Here is a 21,564-nt window from a genome sequence, read left to right as displayed (position 1 = left end):
TATATAGTAATTTTTAGTATACAAACTGTTTTAGTACACAGATGGTAGGTGAACATATTGAGTATCCAAGGAAAAGCAAATGTATTGATGGTTATTGTCACAATGTTTTGGGGACTATCTTATACCTTTATGGTCATGGGGCTTGAAACATTGGCTGTTTATAATGTGGTGGCTTTACGTTGTATCATCGCATTTATAGTAGCTGGGCTTATTTTTTATAAACGGATGATAAAAGTAGATGGTAAGACTTTAAAATATGCAGCTATCCAAGGATTTTTATTATTCATTGTGTTCGCATTAAGCTTATTTGGATTACAATCCACTTCCGTTTCAAATGCAGGCTTTATTTTAAGCCTAACTGTTGTACTAGTGCCGATTTTCAGTAGCTTCATTGATAAAAAATTACCTTCCAGAGCCGTGAGCTTTGCGATTATTTGTACCATGATAGGTATTACAGTGTTAACGGCGCAAGGCTCTTTCTCCTTCCATAAAGGAGATTTGTTAGTCGCAATCGCTGCGCTATGTTATTCTATTTATTTACTTTTAAACAGTTCATTTACACGGAATGTGGAGTCCATTTCGTACGGCATTTACCAATTAGGCTTTGCGGGTATTTATGCCCTGATCTTAACCTTATTATTTGAAACACCAGCTTTACCGAATAATACGACATCCTGGATGGCTATTTTAGGACTTGGCATCATTTGTAGTGCGTTTTGTTTCGTTGGCCAAACTGTTGCACAACAGTATACTTCTGCTACACATACAGGTCTTATTTTTTCCTTAGAACCTATATTTGCAGCAATGTTTGCGATGATGTTCATCGGTGAAGGATTGACAATGAAACTAGTTATTGGTGGTAGCTTTATTTTAATTGGTAATTTATTTGCCCAATTAGAGCATTTCCATGTATTACGCTTTATTAAAAAGGATGCTCCAGAAAAAGTCATTCATTAAAAAGCAGAGTGATCCACAATGATCACTCTTCTCAGACTGTAGACAAACTCAAAAAATTTGAGAGTTTGCCTACAGTCTTTTTTCTTTTACAATGAAATAAAGTAAAGCCGTTGATTTTCACTACGGGCGGACGCTTTCCGCGGGCGGGGTCGAGCTGCTTCCCTCGCTTCGCTCAGTCCAGGATTCTCGACTTTCCCGCTTTTCCCGCAGGAGTCGCCCCCCTTCGTTCCCATCAACTTCTACATAAAGTACTCCATCTACATAGGGTGTTGAAAAGTAAATTTTTGTAACTGATATTTACTTCTAACATGCTTGGACAATACTCAAACCAATAAAATTATTCTCCTTCATCGAGAACGTACGTTCTTTTTTCTTCTTTAATATTTTTCTTAGTAATTGTAAATAAGAGTTAATAAAAATAAAAAGCACATCACTAAAATTTGTTTTTAGTAATGTGCTTTTTTATTTAATGTGTAACATTATAAATAAAATACTATTAAATAAGAATTAATGTACAATTACATGTACTTAATCTTACAGAGTAGATCACTCTGTTTTCCCTTTATAAAAATCTTCTAAGTTGCTCAGCCTCATTCATGCGCTCTTGTCTTAAACGTTCTTCCTGCTCAGCAGCTGTTTCCGGGTGTTGTGATTGTAGCGTATCATAATCATCATCACGTTCTGCAAATAATACGATACTCCCCTGCTCTACAAGATGAGCATAGTAAGCTATTTGCCCTTCGGAAAGATTAAAGCGTTTTAAGCCTTCTGTTACAGCTGAATCACCTGTAAACCAAGATTTAAATTGGTCCACCCAGTTACCAGCCTCATGTGTGTGGACATCATCATCCCATTTCACATCCTCCAACTGCTGGGAATCTTTCGCAATAATATGGATATCCTCTTTATGGAAACCTTCCGTTCGCATAGTTTCTAAAATATGAAGCATTTCATCCCTTGTATGGGCCACCTCAATTTTTGGATTTTGTTCATTCATCATATTCATGTTCATGTTCAATTCCTCCTATTTGTATGGCTTACTAAATAATTACCCTGATGATTAGGAAACAAACTCCTTTTGTCGCTTCGTTACCAAACTGTAATAATTGTTACTCTGCTTTTATACAAGTTCTCTTTTTGTCATATAGGGAAAGAAACCCTACAAAAAAAGCATCCCCACCTAGTATGGGAATGCTATTAATCCGTTTATTTGTCTAAGAAGGCTTTTAACATCCATGTATGCTTTTCAAGAGATTGGTACATCGCATTCAGTAAATCCTCTGTACGATCGTCCCCTTCCTCTGCTGCCAGTGCCATAGTAGAATTTAGAGCTTTCATGAGCTTTTGGAAATCCGAAATTGTCGTTGCTACCATTTCCTCCGTCGTCTCATTTCCTGTTGCTTCCTCTACATAGGAAAGCTCTAGATGCTCTTTTAATGTCGCCACAGGCTTGCCATCCTTTGAAAGAATACGTTCTGCAATTTCATCTAAATTTAACGTTGTTTCATTATACAATTCTTCAAATTTTGCATGTAGTGTAAAGAATGCATGCCCTGTGACATACCAATGATAATTGTGCAGCTTTGTATAAAGCACAGACCATGTTGCTACTAGCTTATTTAATTGTTTGTTTAAGTTTTGTGTCATAATAAGTTCTCCTCCAATGTATCAATTGTTCTAGCCTTTAATATGTGTTGCAAATAATGTTGGCTATACACACATTGTTCCCGACTAACAGTATTTCAAACATACCCCATACAATTGAATGAAAAAACCAAATACTTTTCTTTAAGAATATTTCTACTATTCTATTAAATTATTTCACTTTCCGAAATAGTTTCGTTATAATGAAATCACTTACATGTAAAGGGGTGTTTATAAATGGAAGTTTTACCATTAAGAAAAGATGTTGCAGTAGAAGAAACATGGGATTTAACTGATTTATTAAAAAATGATGCAGATTTTGAACCTACTTTAGCACAGCTTGTTGAAGAAGCAATTAGCTTCGAACAAACGTATAAAGGTACCATTACAGATGCGCAAAAGGTGATTGATGTATTAACAGCTTTCGAAAACTTGCAAAAAAGTATCGTTCCAATTGGTACGTATGCGAGCTTAAACCTACAAGCAGATCGCACGGATGATGTAGCCCAAATGCGTGCTGCAAAATTTAGTACAGCTATCGGTAAAATAAGTAGCGCCCTATCATTCGTAAGAAGTGAATTACTTGCTTTGGATGAAGCAGTATTACAAGAAGCGGCAACATTAAGCCCTCTTTACAAACATTATTTAGAGGAATTATTAAAACGAAAACCTCACCAGTTACATCCAGAAGTTGAAAAAGCGCTTGCTGCCTTTAGTTCTACTTTTGATGCACCTTACGAAACGTATAATACGACAAAATTAGTGGATATGAATTTTGGCGAATTTGAAGCAAATGGTGAAAAGCATCCATTAAGCTTTGTCCTTTATGAAAATGATTGGGAGTTTGAAGCCAATACAGAAGTTCGCCGTGCTGCCTTTAAAGCTTTTTCCAGCAAGTTGAGCGATTATCAACATACAACTGCACAAGTTTACAACACTCATATTCAACAAGAAAAAACCATGGCTGATCTTCGAGGATTTGATTCCATCTTTGATTATTTACTATTCGATCAAGATGTCGATCGCTCCCTTTATAATCGCCAAATCGATTTGATTTCTAAAGAACTTGCCCCCCATATGCGTCGATATGCAAAATTAATTCAAAAAGCGAATGGTATTGAGCACATGACATTTGCAGATTTAAAAATTGCTTTAGATGCTGCCTATGATCCAAAATTATCGATGGACGAGGCGAAGGAATATGTCGATAAAGCATTGGCGATTATGGGTGAAGACTACAATCACCTAATGGACAGAGCCTTCAAGGAACGCTGGATTGACTATGCACCTAATAAAGGTAAATCGACAGGGGCATTCTGTTCAAGTCCTTACGGTAGTCACCCTTATATTTTAATGTCATGGAATGAACGTATGAATGAAGTCTTCACCCTCATTCATGAGCTTGGTCATGCAGGTCATTTTGCGAATACGCATGCTCATCAATCCTATTTTAATAGTCGTCCTTCCCTATACTTTATTGAAGCACCATCTACGATGAATGAAATGCTGCTAGCAAATTATTTATTAACGCATAATGAAGATGTGCGCTTTAAACGATGGGTCATTTCAAATATTGTCTCTAAAACGTATTATCATAACTTCGTCACGCACTTACTTGAAGCCGCATACCAACGTAAAGTATATGAATTGGTGGACGCTGGTGAATCTGTCAACGCGAATATTTTAAACCAGTTAAAACGTTCTGTACTAGAAGATTTTTGGGGCGATGCAGTGGATATTACGGAAGGTGCTGAACTGACGTGGATGCGTCAGCCTCATTACTATATGGGCCTTTACCCATACACCTATAGTGCGGGCTTAACGATTTCAACACAAGTATCTCAGCGCATTTTAAAAGAAGGTGATGCAGCCGTTGAAGAATGGTTAGCAGTCCTGCAGGCTGGTGGAACAAAATCCCCAGTGGAATTGGCACAAATGGCAGGTGTAGATATTACAACGGATCAACCACTTCGAGATACGATTGCCTACATCGGTCATTTAGTAGACGAGCTAGAACGTCTCACACTCGAGATTGAGGCTGTCCAACAATCATAAATGCTCTAGAAAACGGTTCTGTTCTTGCAACGTACAGATCGTTTTCTTTTTTTAGTTCTAAGTGAAAACGTGCATACATATACTTGAATTAGGGCGTCCCTCCACACTTTTTAGATATTTCAAAATAGACAATCATTTTTCTTCATACAAAAGTACCGTTATTATTAAGAGTACGCAAATTATTTAGCAATATACGATTAACAATTGTCAAAGGAAGTGTTCTAATTATGGTAAAACGTAATGATCCATGCCCATGCGGTAGCGGCAAAAAATATAAAAAATGTTGTGAAGGTAAACAGCAAGTAACAGTGGAAACAGTACAAATCGAAGAATTAGAGCGTGTGCTACAAACATTTTATTTAGAATACCCTGAGCGTAAAGATGTTCGTGCTTATATCGAGCATGTGGGCACATGGCAACCTAAATTAGAGAGCGTGCTACAGCGTGAGCTGATTGAAGCCATCGCTTTAGACGACTTTTTCTTCCATCAAGAGCCATCGATTTGGAAAAGTTATTTAAAGAAAACGAAGAAAAAAGCAGTAAGACCTTCTACAGTAAAAGTACTTGATGACTGGTCTCACCCTGCATTATTTATTGGTACGGTATCTGTTGTTGAGGAAAATTATTTTAAAGCAAGTCATTTACTTACAAATGAAGAGCTTTATATTCGTCGTGAAAATGATAAACCAATTCCGGAAGGCATGCATGTCTTTGCCTTTATTTTACCGGATGGAACGAAGAAATTGTCACATTATTTAGCTGTGTCTACATTGATTTTCTTCCCTGAGGATCATCTAAAAGTATTTGAAGAGTTTAAGAAAAACTTTGAAGCATCTGAGAAAAAAGTTGGAGCATTCTTAAAAGAAGAACATCTTGCATTCTGGGAGCTACTGGTCTCCAACGGCTACAAAGGGGAAGAATTCACTAATTTTGAAAGCACAGTCCTATCACAAGTAAAAGAATTCTTGGAGCAAAATGATCGTGAAACAGCTCCAATGCTTGAGCTATTAGAGGACTATTTAATAGAAGGACAACCTACTGCACGCAAAGAAGCGGCCATTGTTGCTGGTGCAATCCGTTACGGGCAGGAAAAAGAGCTCTTTGAATCTCTTTCTATGACGGTAAAAGAAATTGCCGCAACTTTTGATATTTCTGCTTCTTCACTTACAAAGTATTACCAAGATTTAAATAGCTATGTCGAAACAAAATAATCCTATAAAAGAAGCTACATTTATCAGCAATTGCTAATAAATGTAGCTTTTTTCCAAACGATTCCTTATTTACTGTAAACTTTTAAAAGCTCTTCACCTAAAAACTGTAGCTTTTCTCCAATTGAACAGGCTTCAATACAGAAGCGATGAGCTCCTGGTTTACCACGTTCTTTACGTAATTGCTGAATGACTAAGCAATCTGCGCAATACGTATCATGCAGTTCGTCTATATCCTTCATAACCGTCACTTTATCCATGTGAACTCTCGCTCCTTTCACGTCCAAAATTCACTTCCTACTATTATGAAGCGTTCATTTTGAACAAGCAACTATTTTGTTTATCCACTTCAGCAATTTTTTCAAGTCCATCACTACTAGCACATAGATGTTTTACAGCGTATCCTTGTTGTACAATTATATGGAAGTCAAATAGTAAAGTAGGGATGTTATGTTAGAGGTTTATATAGATGCTGCTAGTGCAGGTAACCCTGGCCCAAGCGGTATCGGTATATTTATTAAAGGTGAAGGCCAACATATACAAATTAGTGAGTATATCGGGGAAACAAATAATCATATTGCTGAATTTACTGCTTTAGTCCGTGGCCTTGAGGAAGCACAAAAGCTTAGCTCTACGCTTGTTTCCGTTCGCTCTGATTCTAAAATCGTTGTCGCCTCTATGGAAAAAGAATATGTGAAAAACGAGGAATTTAAACCTTTTCTGGAAAAAGCATTATCGCTCTCCAACACCTTCGATTTATTTTTTATTAAATGGGTGCCTGATTCTCAAAACAAAGCTGCTGATGCCTTGGCACGAAAAGCTATCCAAAACAATAATCATTAAACAATGCATGCCAAGGGACTGTTATGGACAGTCCCTTTTCTCCCCTTCTATTCAGATACTTAATATCCCCTAATCCATTGTTTTTATGAAGTCAATTTTCTTACAAAGATCATACAAAATTAGCTCTAATACGCATAAAATTTTCTGATTAATCCAAAACGATATTGACATACATTAGACGCGGTGATATCCTTTAACACATTAGTAGTTTAGCAAACGAAAGTGATAGTTTTATATAGGGGGAAATAAGGATGAAACGTATAATAACTTTAGTGATGATGCTAACAGCTGTCATTGTTTTAGCAGCATGTGGCACATCAAAAGAAAAATCAACAGAGAAAGACCCATCTTCAGCTGATCAGGAAAAAATCATTATTGGCATTGACGATAAATTTGCACCGATGGGCTTTCGCGATGATAAAAATGAAATCGTGGGATTTGATATTGATTTAGCACGCGCGGCAGCTGAGCATATGGGCGTAGAAGCTGAATTCCAACCAATCGACTGGAAAACGAAAGAGGCTGAATTACTCAGCGGACGTATTGATTTAATTTGGAACGGTTATACCATTACAGATGAGCGCAAGGAAAAAGTATTATTTACAAAGCCTTATCTCGAAAACTCTCAAGTGGTTATGACTAAAGCAGATTCTAAGATTGTAAAATTAACTGATTTAGCAGGCACAGAAGTAGGCATTCAATCTCTTTCTTCTGCTGCAGACGCATTAAATGGTAACCCAATCCACAAAGAGATAAAAACAATTACAGAATTCTCGGATAACGTTTTAGCTTTATCAGACTTAAAGACAGGACGTGTTGATGCCGTAGTAATTGATGCTGTTGTAGCAGAATATTACATGACACAAGAGCCTGATACATTTAAATTATTAGAGGAAACACTTGCTCCAGAACAGTACGGTATTGGTGTAAAACCAGGGAATGAAGCATTATTGGAAAAATTGCAAGCTGCATTAGACAAAATGAATGAAGACGGTACAGCAGCTGATATTTCTACAAAATGGTTCGGTGAGGATAAAGTATTAAAATAAAGACAGGATATTTTTTGTAAGAGTTTCCTCTGCGAAACTCTTACTCTCTTTGGAGGGACATCACTATGACAGATTACTGGCAAACTATGATATGGCCGATGCTAGAGGGCGCGAAAATGACCGTTATCCTGTTTTTCATCGCCATTCTTATATCGATTCCATTTGGCTTTTTATTGACACTTGCAGTGAAAAGTCGCATTAAACCACTTTCTTGGCTTGCACATACGTATATTTATATCATGCGTGGTACACCACTATTGCTACAATTATTATTAATTTGCTTTGGTCTACCTATGCTGCCAGTAATCGGTGAATATTTAGTATTGGATCGTTTTGTAGCCGCGTGCCTTGGCTTTATTTTAAATTATGCTGCCTACTTTGCTGAAATTTTTCGTGGTGGACTACTCGCCATCGATAAAGGACAATATGAGGCAGCACAAGTACTCGGTTTATCAAAATGGCAAACCACAACACGTGTCATTTTGCCACAAATGTTCCGCGTAGCCTTACCAGCTTTATCGAATGAATCTGTTACGCTAATTAAGGACACAGCCCTACTCTATGCTGTAGCAGTTCCAGAATTACTACATTTTGCGCAAACAGCCGTCAATCGTGACTTTACGATTGTACCTTTCTTTATTGCTGGTGCTATTTATTTAATCATGACGCTGATCTTGACCGTATTCTTTAAATGGCTAGAAAAACGTTTTAAATTTGAATAGAGGTGATCTATATGGCATTGATGGCAGTAACCAACTTAAAAAAATCTTTTAATCAAGTCGAGGTTCTTAAACAAATTTCATTTTCTGTAGAGAAGAACGATGTCATTGCGGTAATCGGTCCCTCTGGGTCTGGTAAAAGTACCATGCTCCGAAGCTTAATTCATTTAGAGGAAATTGATGGTGGTAGCATTTTAGTAGATGGTGATTATCTTGTGCAGGACGGCGTGTATGCCAAGCCACAGGAAATCAAAAACCTGACAGCTAAAATGGGGATGGTCTTTCAACATTTTAACCTATTCCCCCACTTAACAGTGCAGCAAAACCTTGAAATGGCCCCTCGCTTATTAAAACAAGAATCAGCTGAAGCCATTTCGAGCCGTTGTCTAGATTTATTGAAAAAAATTGGGCTTTCCGAGAAGGCAAATGCCTATCCAGCTAATTTATCCGGTGGTCAAAAGCAACGAGTGGCAATTGCCCGTGCTTTAATGATGAACCCTCAAATTTTATTATTTGACGAGCCAACATCTGCCTTAGATCCTGAGCTGACAGGAGAAGTATTAAAGGTCATGAAAAGCTTAGCTGAAGACCAAATGACTATGATTGTCGTTACACATGAAATGGGCTTTGCGCGTGAAGTAGCCAATAAGGTTGTCTTTATGGATGATGGACAAATTATCGAATCTGACCACCCCGATAACTTCTTTACAAACCCACAAAACGACCGAACTAAGGCATTTTTACAAAAGAACCTAAAATAAAAAGTAGGGCGGACATAGTTAAATAGACTAAACTAATAAGAGGATATTATGTTCAATATATGAGCATATATCCTCTTTTCTTTTATATATTAGATTTGTTAATTAGATATTGAAAATATCGTATAGTATGTATAAAACATTAAGGAACATACGTTCTTTTTGGTGGAGGATATAGCCCACAGCGGGAGGCGTAGTGAGGTCTTTAGACCGAGCGTTAATATCTTTTCGGAGAGATGTGCTATGAGGGTACAAGAAGTTCTCATTGAAAATAACAAGAGGAGATACATATTATTGGATCAAGAGGGGTTTCCTGTAATGCCAGTGATGAAATATATAAAGTATTTAGATAAGACAGGAAAAAGCCCTAATACTCAAAAGACATATTGTTACTCCTTAAAGCATTTTTTATGACTACTTAGTGGAAAAAGATAAGGATTATAAGTTCATTAGATTAGAAGATTTAGTTGATTTTGTGGGATGGTTAAGAAGCCCTTATCAGAGTTTAAACGTTATTCCCCTTCAACAAGAGAAAGCAAAACGAACGGAAAAGACAATTAACCTTACAATTACAGTAATAGTAAACTTTTATGATTACCTTTACCGTAATGAAGAAGTGCAAAATGACATAATGGAAAAGCTGATGAAGCAAGTGTTTACAGGGGGACACTCACATTACAAGAGTTTTTTACACCATATAAATAAGGACAAGCCCTCTATCAGAAACATACTGAAATTAAAAGAACCACGAAAAAAAGTAGATACACTCACAAAAGAACAAGTGCAGCAAGTATTAGAAGCAACTACTAATATTCGAGATAGATTCTTAATTCAATTGTTATTTGAAACAGGATTGCGTATTGGGGGGAGCTCTCGCTCTTTTCATAGAGGATTTCATTTTTGATCATGGCAAGGGACATCGAATTCGTTTAGTGGATCGTGGAGAATTAGAAAACGGTGCGATGTTAAAGACTGGTGAGCGAGAAATTTATGTATCCCAGTGCTTAATGGATTTATATGACGATTATTTGTATGAAGTGCTGGATGAATTAGATTTGGACACAAACTTTGTTTTTGTAAAATTGAGAGGAAAAGACGTGGGGAAACCGATGGAATATTGGAACGTAGAATCCTTATTTAAGCGTTTAAAAAAGAAGACAGGGATAAACCTACACCCTCACCTATTTCGCCATACACACGCTACCATCTATTATCAGAAAACAAAGGACATTAAACAAGTGCAAGAACGATCAGGTCACTCTCAAATTCAAATGACAATGAACCTATACCTACATCCCTCGGATGAAGATATTCGGGAAGATTGGAATAAAGCACAATCCGAATTTAACCTAAAGAAAAAAGACTGAAAGGAGTAACTGGATGAAGCAAATCCTCCGAATATTCAATTAAACAAGGTATAAACAAAGATGACCTATTTTCTTATTTGGTCGCTAAAAATTTAAATAAAACAAAGGGCTAATCTTCAATTGAGTAGATTTTGCCCTTTTTCTACGGACGGTTAGGACATAGGGATTTCTCATAGTACATCACAGGCACATCATTCACGTAAATTAATGCAACATGTATAATTTAACAAATCTTGCTCTCACCCTTTATGAAAGGTTCTTATGATCTGCTTCATCAATAAATTATTTGCCATTTATAGTTGTCACTTCCCCTGTATTTCCCCCCTCACACAACTCCGACAAAAAACGAACAAGAATGGTTAGCGCTACTCATTGAATCTTTACTGTTCCTCTTTCTCATTACAAGAAAACTCATAACTCTGAGTTAACTTATTAGTAATTACTAATTCGTACTCTCCATCATTTTTCAAACATCCTGAAGAAAGCAAGCCTATTTCTTTGTTATTAAAATAACTTTTTACAGCAATTAATATTGCAAATACCAATAACAAAGTAAAAACAATTATTATGGCAATTTGAATATAATTATAATCCCCATTAACATTCTTCACATAAATCTCCCCCTTTAAGCTATAATTAATTAGATTTTACCCAAAATATTGTAATAAAGGAAGGGATTTCTATGAAATCGAGGTTAATTCTCATGTGTTTTATTAGTTTATTTTTCTTAAACGCTTGTACTAACAATGAAAACAAGGATAGCTGGAATTTAAAGATTCAGAATGTTGGAAATTACTCTAAAGAAGACGGTGATAAAAAAATAAAAATAGCAATACTTGATAGTGGTATAAATAAGAGACATTTCGCAAAGAATCTTATCACAAAAAGCTATAACGTTATTACAAACGAAAATAAAACTAATGACGAATTCGATCATGGAACAAAAATTGCTAGTATTATTATTGATGAAAAAATAGGTATTAATACTAATGTAGAGATATTTGATATCCAGGTAATTAATAATAAAGGACAAACCACAATAAATAACGTTTGTGACGGAATATCTAAAGCAATAGAATATGAAGCTGACGTGATCAATATGAGCCTAGGTTTTAATACAAACAACAAACAGCTAAAAGAATGTATAGATAAAGCCCACAAAAATAATATTATTCTAGTAGCCTCTAGTGGAGATACTATGAGTGATATATCCGATTATCCAGCCGAATATAAAAATGTAATATCAGTAGCTGCTATAGATAAAAATAAGGAGTTATTTGGATTTTCTTCTACAGGGAAAATAGATTTCTTTGCTCCAGGAGTCGATGTTATAGCTAAAAATAACAAAGGAAATTATATAAGAACCGAAGGTTCATCAATAGCTTCGGCAAACTTCACGGGTGTTTTATCAATCTATTTAAATAAAAATATAGACAAAAAAGAAATCTATTTACAAGATAATGTTGAATTTTTTAATTTTAATGGTAGAGTAATAAATATACTAATATTTAACAAAAATACAAACAAATGAGAGGAATGTTATTATGATCAAAAAAATGTTTAAACTAGTACCATTGCTAATATTGACACTATTATTTAGCGCAATCGCTTCTCCTATCTCAAAAGCAAATGAAGTAGCAGCAAAAGATGATGCAATAAATAATTCTACTTACTATTCAGTGAAAACTCACGAAATAGTTTTATTTGAAGAAGAGGCTTTAAGTTTAAATCCATATTTAGAGAATCAAGAATTAAATTACGTTAAAAATTATCTGAAAAATTTAAGCGATGAAGAAATTGATGAAATCTTGATACAGAACGGGTACAATTTGGACGATATAAAAATCGACACAGAATTAGGTCACGCAAATATTGTTTGGTTTGTTCCAATAGTAGTTGGTGCAATTATTGTTGCTGGTGGTATTATCTTTTCTGCCCTTTACTTTTCTCATAAAGAAAAAATGACCCTAATTGATAAGTGTTACGCTAACGGTGGTTATCCAGAAATTGATTCAAAGGACAAAGCAGGAGCTAAAGGAACCACTGATGGTGGAGCTGCAACTAAAGCAGGTGGATATAAATTTGAATGTAAGAAAAAGAAGTGAGGCTGGACATAACTAATTGGTTCCTTCATAAAGCCGAATAATCTCTAAATTACCAAAACACGATAAATAGAAAAACCGAACTATTCCGAGCTTTTCGGTGGATAGTTCGGTTTTTTTGTTGGCGATTATAAAAGCTTTTTGTTACTTTGAAATAAAGTTTAATTAAAAACACCTTACAAACCCGTATTTTACGGTAAATAAGAAGAATCCATTTTGTGCTGGTTTAAAATAAAGTTTAATTAAAACCGTGCTACAAATGCTGATTTTACAATAGAAGAAACCCATCCATTTTGAAAAAAGATTAATCACAATGGATGGATTTAATTTTGTGAAGGAGTTATTTTTTATAAAAAAGTTTGATTAAAACTCACTTAGAATTCTTACATCAAAAAGAGACAAAATGGTGCAACTTTTTTAAAAACAGTAGAACTTTATTTTAAACGATACATCTTTTTTATAAACGGTACAACTTTATTTTAAATCTACAATATGATGAAAAGGCTACATTTATATTATACATTGAAAAACTAATACAAAGTCTCTTGGATGTCGGAAAAGTATCATATCTCCAAGTCGAAGAAGGTATAAGAGTGTTTAAAGCTCATAAATTTCTACCTAACGACATTAAAAAGGCGGATGATAAGCAAGTAATACAGTTTAGTGGGTTTAGTAGAGGGTTAGTATATGATGAATGACTTTCTTAAAACTGATTGGTACCAGATAGTAGAGCAACAAAATATTCTTTAATGTGAAACAGTGGCCCGTTATTTTAGTTAAAAACCGAGAGCATAACATATTTTATATGACTAATATGTTATGCTCTTTATTTTATCTACTTTTTTTCAATTTAGGTCTTGATAACTTTTGCTGCTCTCCTTTCATTTCTTTATCAAGCTATAGTTTCTCTCTTTAGGAACAACATGCTATTGAATAGATAATCTATCTTTTAGTTTTATTTAATGGGAAATATTATTGCATAAAAGAGAGTCATTTAAGACTCTCTCAATAGTTGTGAACATTTAGTTTTGAAAAATCAATATTCTTTCACTAAAGCATTTGTTCTTCATAAAGTTCTTCATTAAAAATGTATTGATTTTTAATTTCACTATCTTTGTCCTTTAAGTTATTTATTTGCTAGTATTTCAAGTAATTCTTTTGATTCTTCTTTTGATAATTTAGTATATTTCATATCATTTTCTACCAGAGTTACTTGTTCTTTTGAATTGACATAGATTAAATAATAAGAAGACTTCAACTCCTTATCAGGGTCTATAAAATCAAAAGACATTCTAAACTTTAATAGTCCAAATGACTCTTCACTTTTTTCTTTCCATTTAACTTTAGTAAGAATTTTATTTATTATTGAGACTTGATCTTTATCTAGGATTTCTAAACTTTCTTTAAAATCTCCATTTTCATCAGCCATCTCTAAAATAATTTTCTTTGTATCATTAGAACATCCCACACATAGAAAAATCAATGCAAATGAAATAATAATTATTTTTCTTAACACATAAATACCACCCTTTACTTAATTTCGTATTTTAAAGCTCATTAACTTCTAAATTAAACCCTTTAAATGAAACGAATCTTAAAGACCTTGTGTTTGTTTATCTTACAGAATAATCTTGGTTCTAGCCACATTACATCTCGTTCCACGGTGGTTACTATTTGATTAGCTATTTCTCTAAATGCTGTTTTCAGGTTTAAATCCAAACTCTACACTTGATACAGGTCTATATTTACTATTTGATTGAACACCTACAATCATTGTAAACGGATTATCTTTATAACCTAATGTATTGATAAAGAAAATATTGATTGTGAAAATTGAGAGAGTCATTGTTTAAATTGTTTATTGTGATTAAACTTCAAGCAAAGTCTCGTGCCAAGTTTAAAAAAGCTTGGATGGCAGGCGAAATCCACTTTTCTTCATGCCAAAACATTTGGGTGGCAAACGATGTGGCCGACATATCCCACGGCAACGAGACTAGTTCCCCCCTACTCAATTCTGCTGTCACAGCCATTTCAGGCAAGATGGCGATGCCCATCCCTATTTTCGCACATTGTTTAATCGCCTCCGCACTGTTAAATTCCAATTCCGTAATTCCCCCCATGCCCTTTTGAGAAAGACTTCGCTCAAAAAATGTGCGATAGGAACACCCTTTCTCCGTCAGTAAAAAGGTCTCCCCATTAAAATCTTCAATGTCCAATTCAGTACGTGAAGCTAATGGATGATCAGGCGCTACCAAAATATAAAAGGACTCATCCTGCATTTTTTCTCCGCAAAACCCAATCTCGTGCTTGTCCTCATCTAGCATAAAAATAATGTCCGCGTCCCCTTCTCGCAAACTTTGTTTCAAGTTCGCATGTGACAGCGGCTTAAAAATAAGCCGAATTCCTGGATATCGTAAGCGAAACAGACGCAGTATAGCAGGCAGGCGGTACGTACACAACGTTTCATCTGCACTAATGACCAACGTCCCCGTCATTTCGCCAGATTGCTTAACCGCATGCTCCGCTTCTTCAAGTTCACTCAATATACGGACTACATAATCTAGAAAACGTCTACCCGCATCAGTCAAGATTACTTTTTTTCCTAATCTGTCCACCAGCTTTACACCTAGTTCCTCTTCCAATGCCTTCATTTGCATCGTAACCGTTGATGGAACATAGTTTTGCACCTCTGCAGCGCGGCTAAAGTTGAGTGTTGAAGCGAGTGTATAAAAGGTCTTTAATTGACGCAATTCCATTGTATAGTTCACCCCATGATTCAAAAAAAATGAATGTTTTATTCAAAAACGTTTCTTTGACTTCACAATAGCATTCTCGTAGAGTAATGACAAGAAAGACCATCTATCCCATCTTTAATGACAAAAAGGAGTTTTTCACATGAAAGATTATAAACTTTATGAACTGGGAGACATTCAGCTACAATCAGGTGACATACTGCCAAATGCTGTTCTTGCCTATCAAACATACGGGACACTAAATGCGGAAAAGAATAATGCCATTGTTTATCCTACATGGTTTGCAGGCTTGCATACTGATAATGAATGGTTAATCGGAACTGGTAAGGCACTGGACCCAGAAAAGTATTTTATCATCATACCGAATATGCTTGGCAATGGATTATCCTCTTCTCCAAGCAATACACCAGCGCCCTATCATCAAGCAAATTTCCCACTCATTTCAATTTATGATAATGTGCGACTACAGCATCAATTGGTTACTCAAAAGTTTGGTATTAGTAAAATAGCACTCGTAGTTGGCTGGTCGTTAGGGGCTGTACAAACCTTTCAATGGGGAGCAAGTTACCCTGAGATGGTCGAACGAATCGCTCCATTCGGAGGGACTGCCATGACCAGACCCCATGCCAAGGTTGTATTTGAAGGAATGATTGCTGCCCTTCAAGCTGATTCTAACTGGAAAAATGGTTTTTACACCGAGCAACCTAAAGAGGGATTGGCTGCCATGGGACGCGTCTATGCAGCTTGGGGATTCTCACAGGCTTATTATTTAGAACAGCTCTATCAGCAAGAAGGCTATGAAACGCTGGAGGAATACCTCGTGGATTACTGGGATCAAGTGTTTTTAAGCTTTGACGCCAATGATTTAATCTCCATGCTACGTACCGGCATTACTGGAAATATTAGTGCCAATTCGACGTATGATGGTGATTTCGAGCTTGCATTAAGCAAGATTACAGCTCGTGCATTGGTCATGCCAGGAAGTACTGATCTTTTCTTTCCTCCAGAGGACAATAATTATGATGCACTACATATGCCAAATGCGCGCTTCCTCCCTATTGAATCGAAGTGGGGACATTGTGCAGGGATTGGACAGCATGAGCCAGATTCTGAATTTATTGATAAAAACCTGAAAATGCTCCTGCTTGAATAAAAACCACTTTACTCTTGACTTTCCCCTGCACGGGAAACTATATACTTCCATTATGATAGAGATTGGAGGTGATATTTTGTTTAAAATTAGTGTGTTTTCTAGGCTAAGCAAAGTATCCTTAAAAACATTGCGCTACTATGATCAAATCGGCCTATTAAAGCCAAGAAAGGTGGATCACGAAACTGGCTATCGTTACTATTCGGCAGACCAGCTCCTTGAAATCAACCGAATTTTTATTTATAAGGAATTAGGATTCACTTTGCCACAAATCATTCATTTACTCCATGAAGATATTACAATAAAGGATATTCAAGGAATGTTTAAGCTGAAAAAAAATGAAATTCAAGGCATTATCGATATGGAACAAGCCAAACTTGCTCGAATTGAGGAACGTATGCAGCTTTTAGAAAGTGAGGGGCAAGTGGAAACCATACAAGAAATCAGAATCAAAGCTGAAAATGCCCAGCAGTTCCTTTCTTTGAAGGCGCATGGGAAAGAAGAAGACATTCCAGACCTATTTCGTACATTTAATCGAATATTATCAAAAGAAATTCGCCAATTGGCTCAAAGTCCTCAGGTCGTTTTATGGAAAGAAATAGAGGATAAAGAAGATGAATTCGAATTTGAAGTCGGTTATTTTTTAAGCCAGGAGCTTCCATTGTTTCCAGATACATTTCAATTACGAACTCTTCCACCTGAGCCAATGATGGCCACCATGACGTTTCGCTCGGATGCTAATTTTGCTAGTACAGCCTGTGTAGATTTAGCAAAATGGATTGTAAAAAATAACTATCAGATTAAGGAAAACGAACCTGGTAGGGAAATATATTTACCGTTATCTACCTCGCAGGGTGCGCAATTAATGGAAATACAAATTCCCATTATTAATAGAAACTAAAAAGCGGAGTGGATTGAATTGAAAAATACTGTGATTATCTATGTATTAGCATTTGTTGTTTTTCTAATTGGAACTGTTGAATACATTATTACAGGAGTCATTGAAATGATTGCCGTGGACTTTGGAGTAACCGTTTCTGATGCTGGATTGTTGGTGACTGTATTTGCCCTGGCTGCGGCCATTATCGCGCCTATTCTAATCGCACTCACCATTAATATGGATCGTAAAAAGCTACTCCTTATAACTATAGGTGTGTTCATTGCCAGTAACATACTCATGTTTATAAGCCCTACTTATGAAGCAGCACTATGGATACGGATTATGCAAGGGATCAGCGGAGGAATTGCTACAGTGGTAGCCATGGCAGTGGCCACTCGACTAGCTGAAAAAGAAAAAAGAGGCCGTGCTATCGGCATTATTTTGATGGGTCTAAGCAGCTCACTCGTGCTTGGGGTTCCGATTGGCACCTTTTTTAGTGACATGTTTGGATGGAGAATTTTATTTATTTTGATTGGTTTATTAACGATTCTCCCCTTGCTGACCGTTTATAAAAGAGTTCCAGCAATCAAAGAAGAAGAAGCTGTTACTCTTAGATTGCAGCTCTCTATTTTAAAAAACCCCAAAATTCTCACTGCTCTGGCTATCACTTTATTTTACATTGGTGGATACTCTACTCTTTTCACGTATATTACGCCTTTTTTGCAAGCTACATCCACCCTTTCCATCACTGAAATTAGTGGGATTTTATTTCTAGCAGGAATTTGTAGCTTCATTGGATCAAGAATGGGCGGACAATTAGCAGATGCAAAAGGTTCGAAATTTACCATTTATGTCGGACTGTTCTTACAGGGAGTAACCTTACCTTTATTCGCTCTAGCAGGTTTCAATCTCTTTGTTTTGGTCTTGGTTTTAATGATATTTATGCTAGCAACATGGAGTATTTCCCCTGCTCAGCAGTTATTTTTAGTCACTTTGGTACCTCGAAATCCAGATATTGCCTTAAGCATCAATACGTCCTTTATTCAATTTGGTTTTGCGCTAGGTTCTGGATTAGGCGGACTCGTCATCAGCTGTATTTCTGTCCTCAGTTTGATTTGGGTAGGATTGGGTGCAGTAATCATTGCTTTATTTCTTGCCATCATGCTATTCAGAACAAAGAGTCATGGAATGGAAACCTCAATAGATATAAATTAGTCCCGGTTTATTGGATAGAAAATCAGGCTATTCTTATTAGGGTAGGTAGTTTTTTCACAATGACAATACTTTCCATTATTGATACAATTTAATCATACTTTATTTAAAGGGGAATTCATGATGAAGAAAAAACTAATTTTTAGTGCAGCACTTTTATTAAGCCTTGGTTTAGCAGGATGTGGAGAGACTGCTACTAAGCATGACTCAACCAATGATTCTAAACAAGAGGCATCAGCACCAGCTGCAAAAGCAGAAGGTAAATTGACTGAAGAGAAATTCAAACAAATTAAAGATGGCATGACATATGAAGAAGTTGTAAAAATTATTGGTGCCGAAGGTACTATTATGTCTGAAACAGGTTCAGCCGGTGAACCCCACCACACTGTAATGTATGAATTTGAAACTGATGGCGTCATGTCAAGTTCTACAATGATGTTCCAAGGAGGTAAGTTAATCAATAAAGCACAATTCGGTGTTGAAACGTCTGATATCGAAATTACTCTTGAACAATTTAACAAGCTAGAAAATGGAATGACAAAAGAACAAGTATTCAATATCCTAGGTGGAGAAGGTGCGGTTCTTTCTGAATCAGGGGATATCGTTATGTACACTTATAATGGTAAATCCTTAGGTGGCAATGCCTCATTAATGTTCCAAGGTGGAAAATTAATGAACAAAACTCAGTTAGGATTGGAATAAAATCAAACCAGGTACTCCTATGAGTATCTGGTTATTTGTTTTATATCTTCTTATTAAATCTTTTCCTCGTTACATCCAATTAGTGATTCTCTCAAACCTTTGTAGGTCATTGTCTGTCTTCCTTCATATCGCCCTAAATCATCAGAAAAAGAACCATGTTAATCCCATTCTAAAAAGTTTCCGCCTTGTTATTTTGTCGGAGCTGGTAAGTCAACACCACGTAAAACAGTAGCTGGATTTTATCAGTCAGCTAAAAAAGTAAGCACGCATCAAGATATATAGTGTTTTTTGCTCATACATAGAAAGCAGGAATTTCTCATGCCGGCATCTATATTGGCTATAATCAACTGATTAATGCTAGTAATGAAGGCGTTTCTATTGCTAATATTAAGAACACCTATTGATAAAAATATTTCGTTGGCTATGGCCGCATATAAAAGTAAAAAACAGTTGGGGTCATCCCAACTGTTTTACTATATATTCACTACTTTTTTCGGCTTCATCTTGGCAAGACGTAGGAGATAAATAATAAAGACCACTCCTAGTAAACCGGCCCCTGATAAGTAGACAGAAGCATATCCTGCCTGTACGGCCACCATTCCTAAAATATAAGAGCCTAGAGCAATCCCAAGGTCAAACATCGTGAAATAGGTTGCTGTTGCGTAGCCGCTTCGTTGGATGGCTGTTGATTGAACCGCTAATGCTTGTAAGCTCGTTGTCACCGCTCCGTAGCCAAAGCCTACAAAAATAGCTGCACTTAAAAATAACATGGGTCCTTCAACGAAGGCTAGCATGATAAGTCCGATAGCAAAAGAGATAATACCTGGAATAATAACAAATTGAGGCCCCTTTGTATCATAAAGTTTTCCTGTATATGGACGTGTAATTAACATAGCTGCTGCAAACACGGCATAAAAAAGACTGGCAACCGCCATTAAACCTTTTTGCTGTGCATAGACCGATAAAAATGATAAAACACTAGCATACGAAAAAGCTACTAAACTAGCAATTGCTGCAACGGGCAATGCCTTTCGCTCAAATAAATCATGGAAGGTGAACGTTAATTTCCCTTTATGTGCTGGCTGCGGTAAATCGTCAGTATGAACCGTTAATGCTAAAATGCCTCCAGCTAGTATACAAAAACTCATGACAATAAATAACACGTTAAAAGTACTATATTGAATTAATAATAGACCAATAAATGGCCCAATGACAACCGCTAGATTTGTAGACATCGTGAAATAACCTAAACCTGCCCCTTTTCGCTTGGCTGGTACAATATCTGCAGCTAATGATCCTGCGGCTGTTGTAATGATACTAAAGAAGATCCCCTGAATAAAACGAAGACCCAGTAAAAGTCCAAATGGATGAATAAATAAATATAAGACAGTACAAGCAAAATAGCCGGCTATGGATAGCACTAGCAATTTTTTCTTCCCAAACACATCTAATAATTTCCCTGAAAACGGACGTACAATTATCGCTGATAGTAAAAAACCTGACAATAACAAGCCGGCTTCCTTATCTGTTTGGTGTAGTTCACCGATGGCATAAAGCGGCAAAGTCGTTACTAGCCCATAAAAAACAAAAAAGACAGATATATTTGTTAAAAAGAGACTAATAAATCGCTTTGTCCATATTTGTGTATTCTCCCCTTGCTGCAAGTTAATCAACCTTTCATTTTTTCCAGTAATATCATAAACTGCTGCTGCTCCTCAGCAGTAAGTGATCCTACCATTTCTTCCTCAAAAGCTAAAATTGTTTCTGTAATGGCTGGTAAGCGGTCATTGGCTTGTGCAGTTAAGGTTACAATTTTTTCACGCTTATCTTCCCCGTCTAATCGTTCGACCCAGCCCAATGTCTCTAATCGTGTGATAGCTCTTGTAATGCTTGGTGCCTCTACATTTAAATATTTCCATATTTGCGTTAAGGTCATAGGCCCGTTTTTATGTAAGCAATATAAAATGGTCCACTGGGAGCTATATAATTGATGCTGCTTCAACACTTCATTTAAGCAGTTCGTTAAGTACCGACTTTTTTGAAATAAAGCATGGAATATCGGATTCATATGGTCTTCCTCCTAAAAATTATTTACCTAGCTAAATAAACTATACGCTTCATTTTTTCCTTTGTAAAGCAACTAATTTGGCAAAGGTCATTCTATC

22 protein-coding genes and 1 pseudogene are annotated in these 21,564 nt (G+C 36.1%); 15 read left to right on the top strand and 8 right to left on the bottom strand.

The features are described from left to right. Positions 1-57 precede the first annotated feature (57 nt). Positions 58-957: a DMT family transporter gene (locus AC3CH7_RS14025; RefSeq protein WP_012293849.1), complete on the top strand. Its 900-nt coding sequence runs from the start codon at positions 58-60 to the stop codon at positions 955-957. A gap of 562 nt (positions 958-1,519) precedes the next feature. Here AC3CH7_RS14025 and AC3CH7_RS14020 read toward each other — a convergent pair. After that, a complete protein-coding gene (locus AC3CH7_RS14020) occupies positions 1,520-1,969 on the bottom strand; it encodes a general stress protein (RefSeq protein ID WP_012293847.1) in 450 nt (149 codons plus the stop codon). 194 nt (positions 1,970-2,163) lie between these two features. Continuing rightward, entirely contained in the window at positions 2,164-2,604 is a 441-nt protein-coding gene (locus tag AC3CH7_RS14015) for a Dps family protein (RefSeq protein ID WP_012293846.1), read from the bottom strand. Positions 2,605-2,838: 234 nt separating this feature from the next. Between AC3CH7_RS14015 and pepF the strand changes: the two genes are divergently transcribed. After that, entirely contained in the window at positions 2,839-4,656 is a 1,818-nt protein-coding gene (gene pepF / locus AC3CH7_RS14010; RefSeq protein WP_036167845.1) for an oligoendopeptidase F, read from the top strand. Positions 4,657-4,883: 227 nt separating this feature from the next. Then, on the top strand, positions 4,884-5,867 hold the full coding sequence (locus AC3CH7_RS14005; protein ID WP_036167843.1) for an SEC-C domain-containing protein: 984 nt from the start codon (positions 4,884-4,886) through the stop codon (positions 5,865-5,867). A 65-nt stretch (positions 5,868-5,932) separates the two neighbouring features. On the opposite strand, the gene AC3CH7_RS14000 is transcribed toward AC3CH7_RS14005, so the two are convergent. Further along, positions 5,933-6,124, bottom strand: coding sequence for a zinc-finger domain-containing protein (locus tag AC3CH7_RS14000; protein ID WP_012293843.1), 192 nt, complete (start codon positions 6,122-6,124; stop codon positions 5,933-5,935). Between the two features lie 190 nt (positions 6,125-6,314). Here AC3CH7_RS14000 and AC3CH7_RS13995 point away from each other — a divergent pair, with 190 nt between their 5' ends. The 5 genes and pseudogenes from AC3CH7_RS13995 to AC3CH7_RS13975 all read left to right on the top strand — a co-directional run bounded on the left by AC3CH7_RS13995 (position 6,315) and on the right by AC3CH7_RS13975 (position 10,600). After that, positions 6,315-6,707, top strand: a complete 393-nt coding sequence (locus AC3CH7_RS13995) for a ribonuclease HI family protein (protein WP_031419527.1) — start codon at positions 6,315-6,317, stop codon at positions 6,705-6,707. 251 nt (positions 6,708-6,958) lie between these two features. Next, the gene (locus AC3CH7_RS13990; RefSeq protein WP_036167840.1) at positions 6,959-7,756 is read left to right on the top strand and encodes an amino acid ABC transporter substrate-binding protein; all 798 of its coding nucleotides are present in this window, start codon (positions 6,959-6,961) and stop codon (positions 7,754-7,756) included. A 65-nt stretch (positions 7,757-7,821) separates the two neighbouring features. Further along, positions 7,822-8,478: an amino acid ABC transporter permease gene (locus AC3CH7_RS13985; RefSeq protein WP_031419525.1), complete on the top strand. Its 657-nt coding sequence runs from the start codon at positions 7,822-7,824 to the stop codon at positions 8,476-8,478. Positions 8,479-8,489: 11 nt separating this feature from the next. Further along, positions 8,490-9,236, top strand: coding sequence for an amino acid ABC transporter ATP-binding protein (locus AC3CH7_RS13980; RefSeq protein ID WP_012293839.1), 747 nt, complete (start codon positions 8,490-8,492; stop codon positions 9,234-9,236). Between the two features lie 240 nt (positions 9,237-9,476). Then, positions 9,477-10,600: pseudogene (locus AC3CH7_RS13975) on the top strand (tyrosine-type recombinase/integrase). 380 nt (positions 10,601-10,980) lie between these two features. On the opposite strand, the gene AC3CH7_RS13970 reads toward AC3CH7_RS13975, so the two are convergent. Continuing rightward, complete coding sequence (locus tag AC3CH7_RS13970; RefSeq protein ID WP_036161262.1) at positions 10,981-11,211, bottom strand: hypothetical protein; 231 nt, start codon at positions 11,209-11,211, stop codon at positions 10,981-10,983. Positions 11,212-11,282: 71 nt separating this feature from the next. Between AC3CH7_RS13970 and AC3CH7_RS13965 the strand changes: the two genes are divergently transcribed. Both AC3CH7_RS13965 and AC3CH7_RS13960 read left to right on the top strand, forming a co-directional pair. Continuing rightward, complete coding sequence (locus tag AC3CH7_RS13965; RefSeq protein WP_488381538.1) at positions 11,283-12,131, top strand: S8 family peptidase; 849 nt, start codon at positions 11,283-11,285, stop codon at positions 12,129-12,131. Between the two features lie 13 nt (positions 12,132-12,144). Continuing rightward, the gene (locus AC3CH7_RS13960) at positions 12,145-12,705 is read left to right on the top strand and encodes a hypothetical protein (protein ID WP_036161260.1); all 561 of its coding nucleotides are present in this window, start codon (positions 12,145-12,147) and stop codon (positions 12,703-12,705) included. A 1,123-nt stretch (positions 12,706-13,828) separates the two neighbouring features. On the opposite strand, the gene AC3CH7_RS13955 is transcribed toward AC3CH7_RS13960, so the two are convergent. Then, positions 13,829-14,218: a hypothetical protein gene (locus AC3CH7_RS13955; RefSeq protein WP_036167837.1), complete on the bottom strand. Its 390-nt coding sequence runs from the start codon at positions 14,216-14,218 to the stop codon at positions 13,829-13,831. Positions 14,219-14,576: 358 nt separating this feature from the next. Next, positions 14,577-15,458, bottom strand: a complete 882-nt coding sequence (locus AC3CH7_RS13950; RefSeq protein ID WP_031419520.1) for a LysR family transcriptional regulator — start codon at positions 15,456-15,458, stop codon at positions 14,577-14,579. A gap of 139 nt (positions 15,459-15,597) precedes the next feature. Between AC3CH7_RS13950 and AC3CH7_RS13945 the strand changes: the two genes are divergently transcribed. From AC3CH7_RS13945 to AC3CH7_RS13925, 5 genes are all read left to right on the top strand, one after another. Beyond that, positions 15,598-16,608: an alpha/beta fold hydrolase gene (locus tag AC3CH7_RS13945; RefSeq protein ID WP_012293832.1), complete on the top strand. Its 1,011-nt coding sequence runs from the start codon at positions 15,598-15,600 to the stop codon at positions 16,606-16,608. Positions 16,609-16,684: 76 nt separating this feature from the next. Then, positions 16,685-17,506, top strand: coding sequence for a MerR family transcriptional regulator (locus AC3CH7_RS13940; protein ID WP_207889803.1), 822 nt, complete (start codon positions 16,685-16,687; stop codon positions 17,504-17,506). Positions 17,507-17,524: 18 nt separating this feature from the next. After that, positions 17,525-18,700 (top strand): MFS transporter, encoded by a 1,176-nt coding sequence (locus AC3CH7_RS13935; protein ID WP_200991100.1) that lies wholly within the window; start codon positions 17,525-17,527, stop codon positions 18,698-18,700. A 120-nt stretch (positions 18,701-18,820) separates the two neighbouring features. Then, positions 18,821-19,399 (top strand): DUF3862 domain-containing protein, encoded by a 579-nt coding sequence (locus AC3CH7_RS13930; protein ID WP_207890050.1) that lies wholly within the window; start codon positions 18,821-18,823, stop codon positions 19,397-19,399. A gap of 311 nt (positions 19,400-19,710) precedes the next feature. Continuing rightward, positions 19,711-19,803 (top strand): NlpC/P60 family protein, encoded by a 93-nt coding sequence (locus AC3CH7_RS13925; RefSeq protein WP_207890049.1) that lies wholly within the window; start codon positions 19,711-19,713, stop codon positions 19,801-19,803. A 69-nt stretch (positions 19,804-19,872) separates the two neighbouring features. Here AC3CH7_RS13925 and AC3CH7_RS13920 read toward each other — a convergent pair whose 3' ends face one another. Then, positions 19,873-21,063: an MFS transporter gene (locus tag AC3CH7_RS13920; protein ID WP_373561634.1), complete on the bottom strand. Its 1,191-nt coding sequence runs from the start codon at positions 21,061-21,063 to the stop codon at positions 19,873-19,875. Between the two features lie 5 nt (positions 21,064-21,068). Further along, positions 21,069-21,467 (bottom strand): MarR family winged helix-turn-helix transcriptional regulator, encoded by a 399-nt coding sequence (locus tag AC3CH7_RS13915; RefSeq protein ID WP_012293828.1) that lies wholly within the window; start codon positions 21,465-21,467, stop codon positions 21,069-21,071. Positions 21,468-21,564 lie beyond the last annotated feature (97 nt).

This window comes from Lysinibacillus sp. F12 (assembly GCF_057773605.1).
This window is presented reverse-complemented; position numbering and strand designations above follow the sequence as displayed.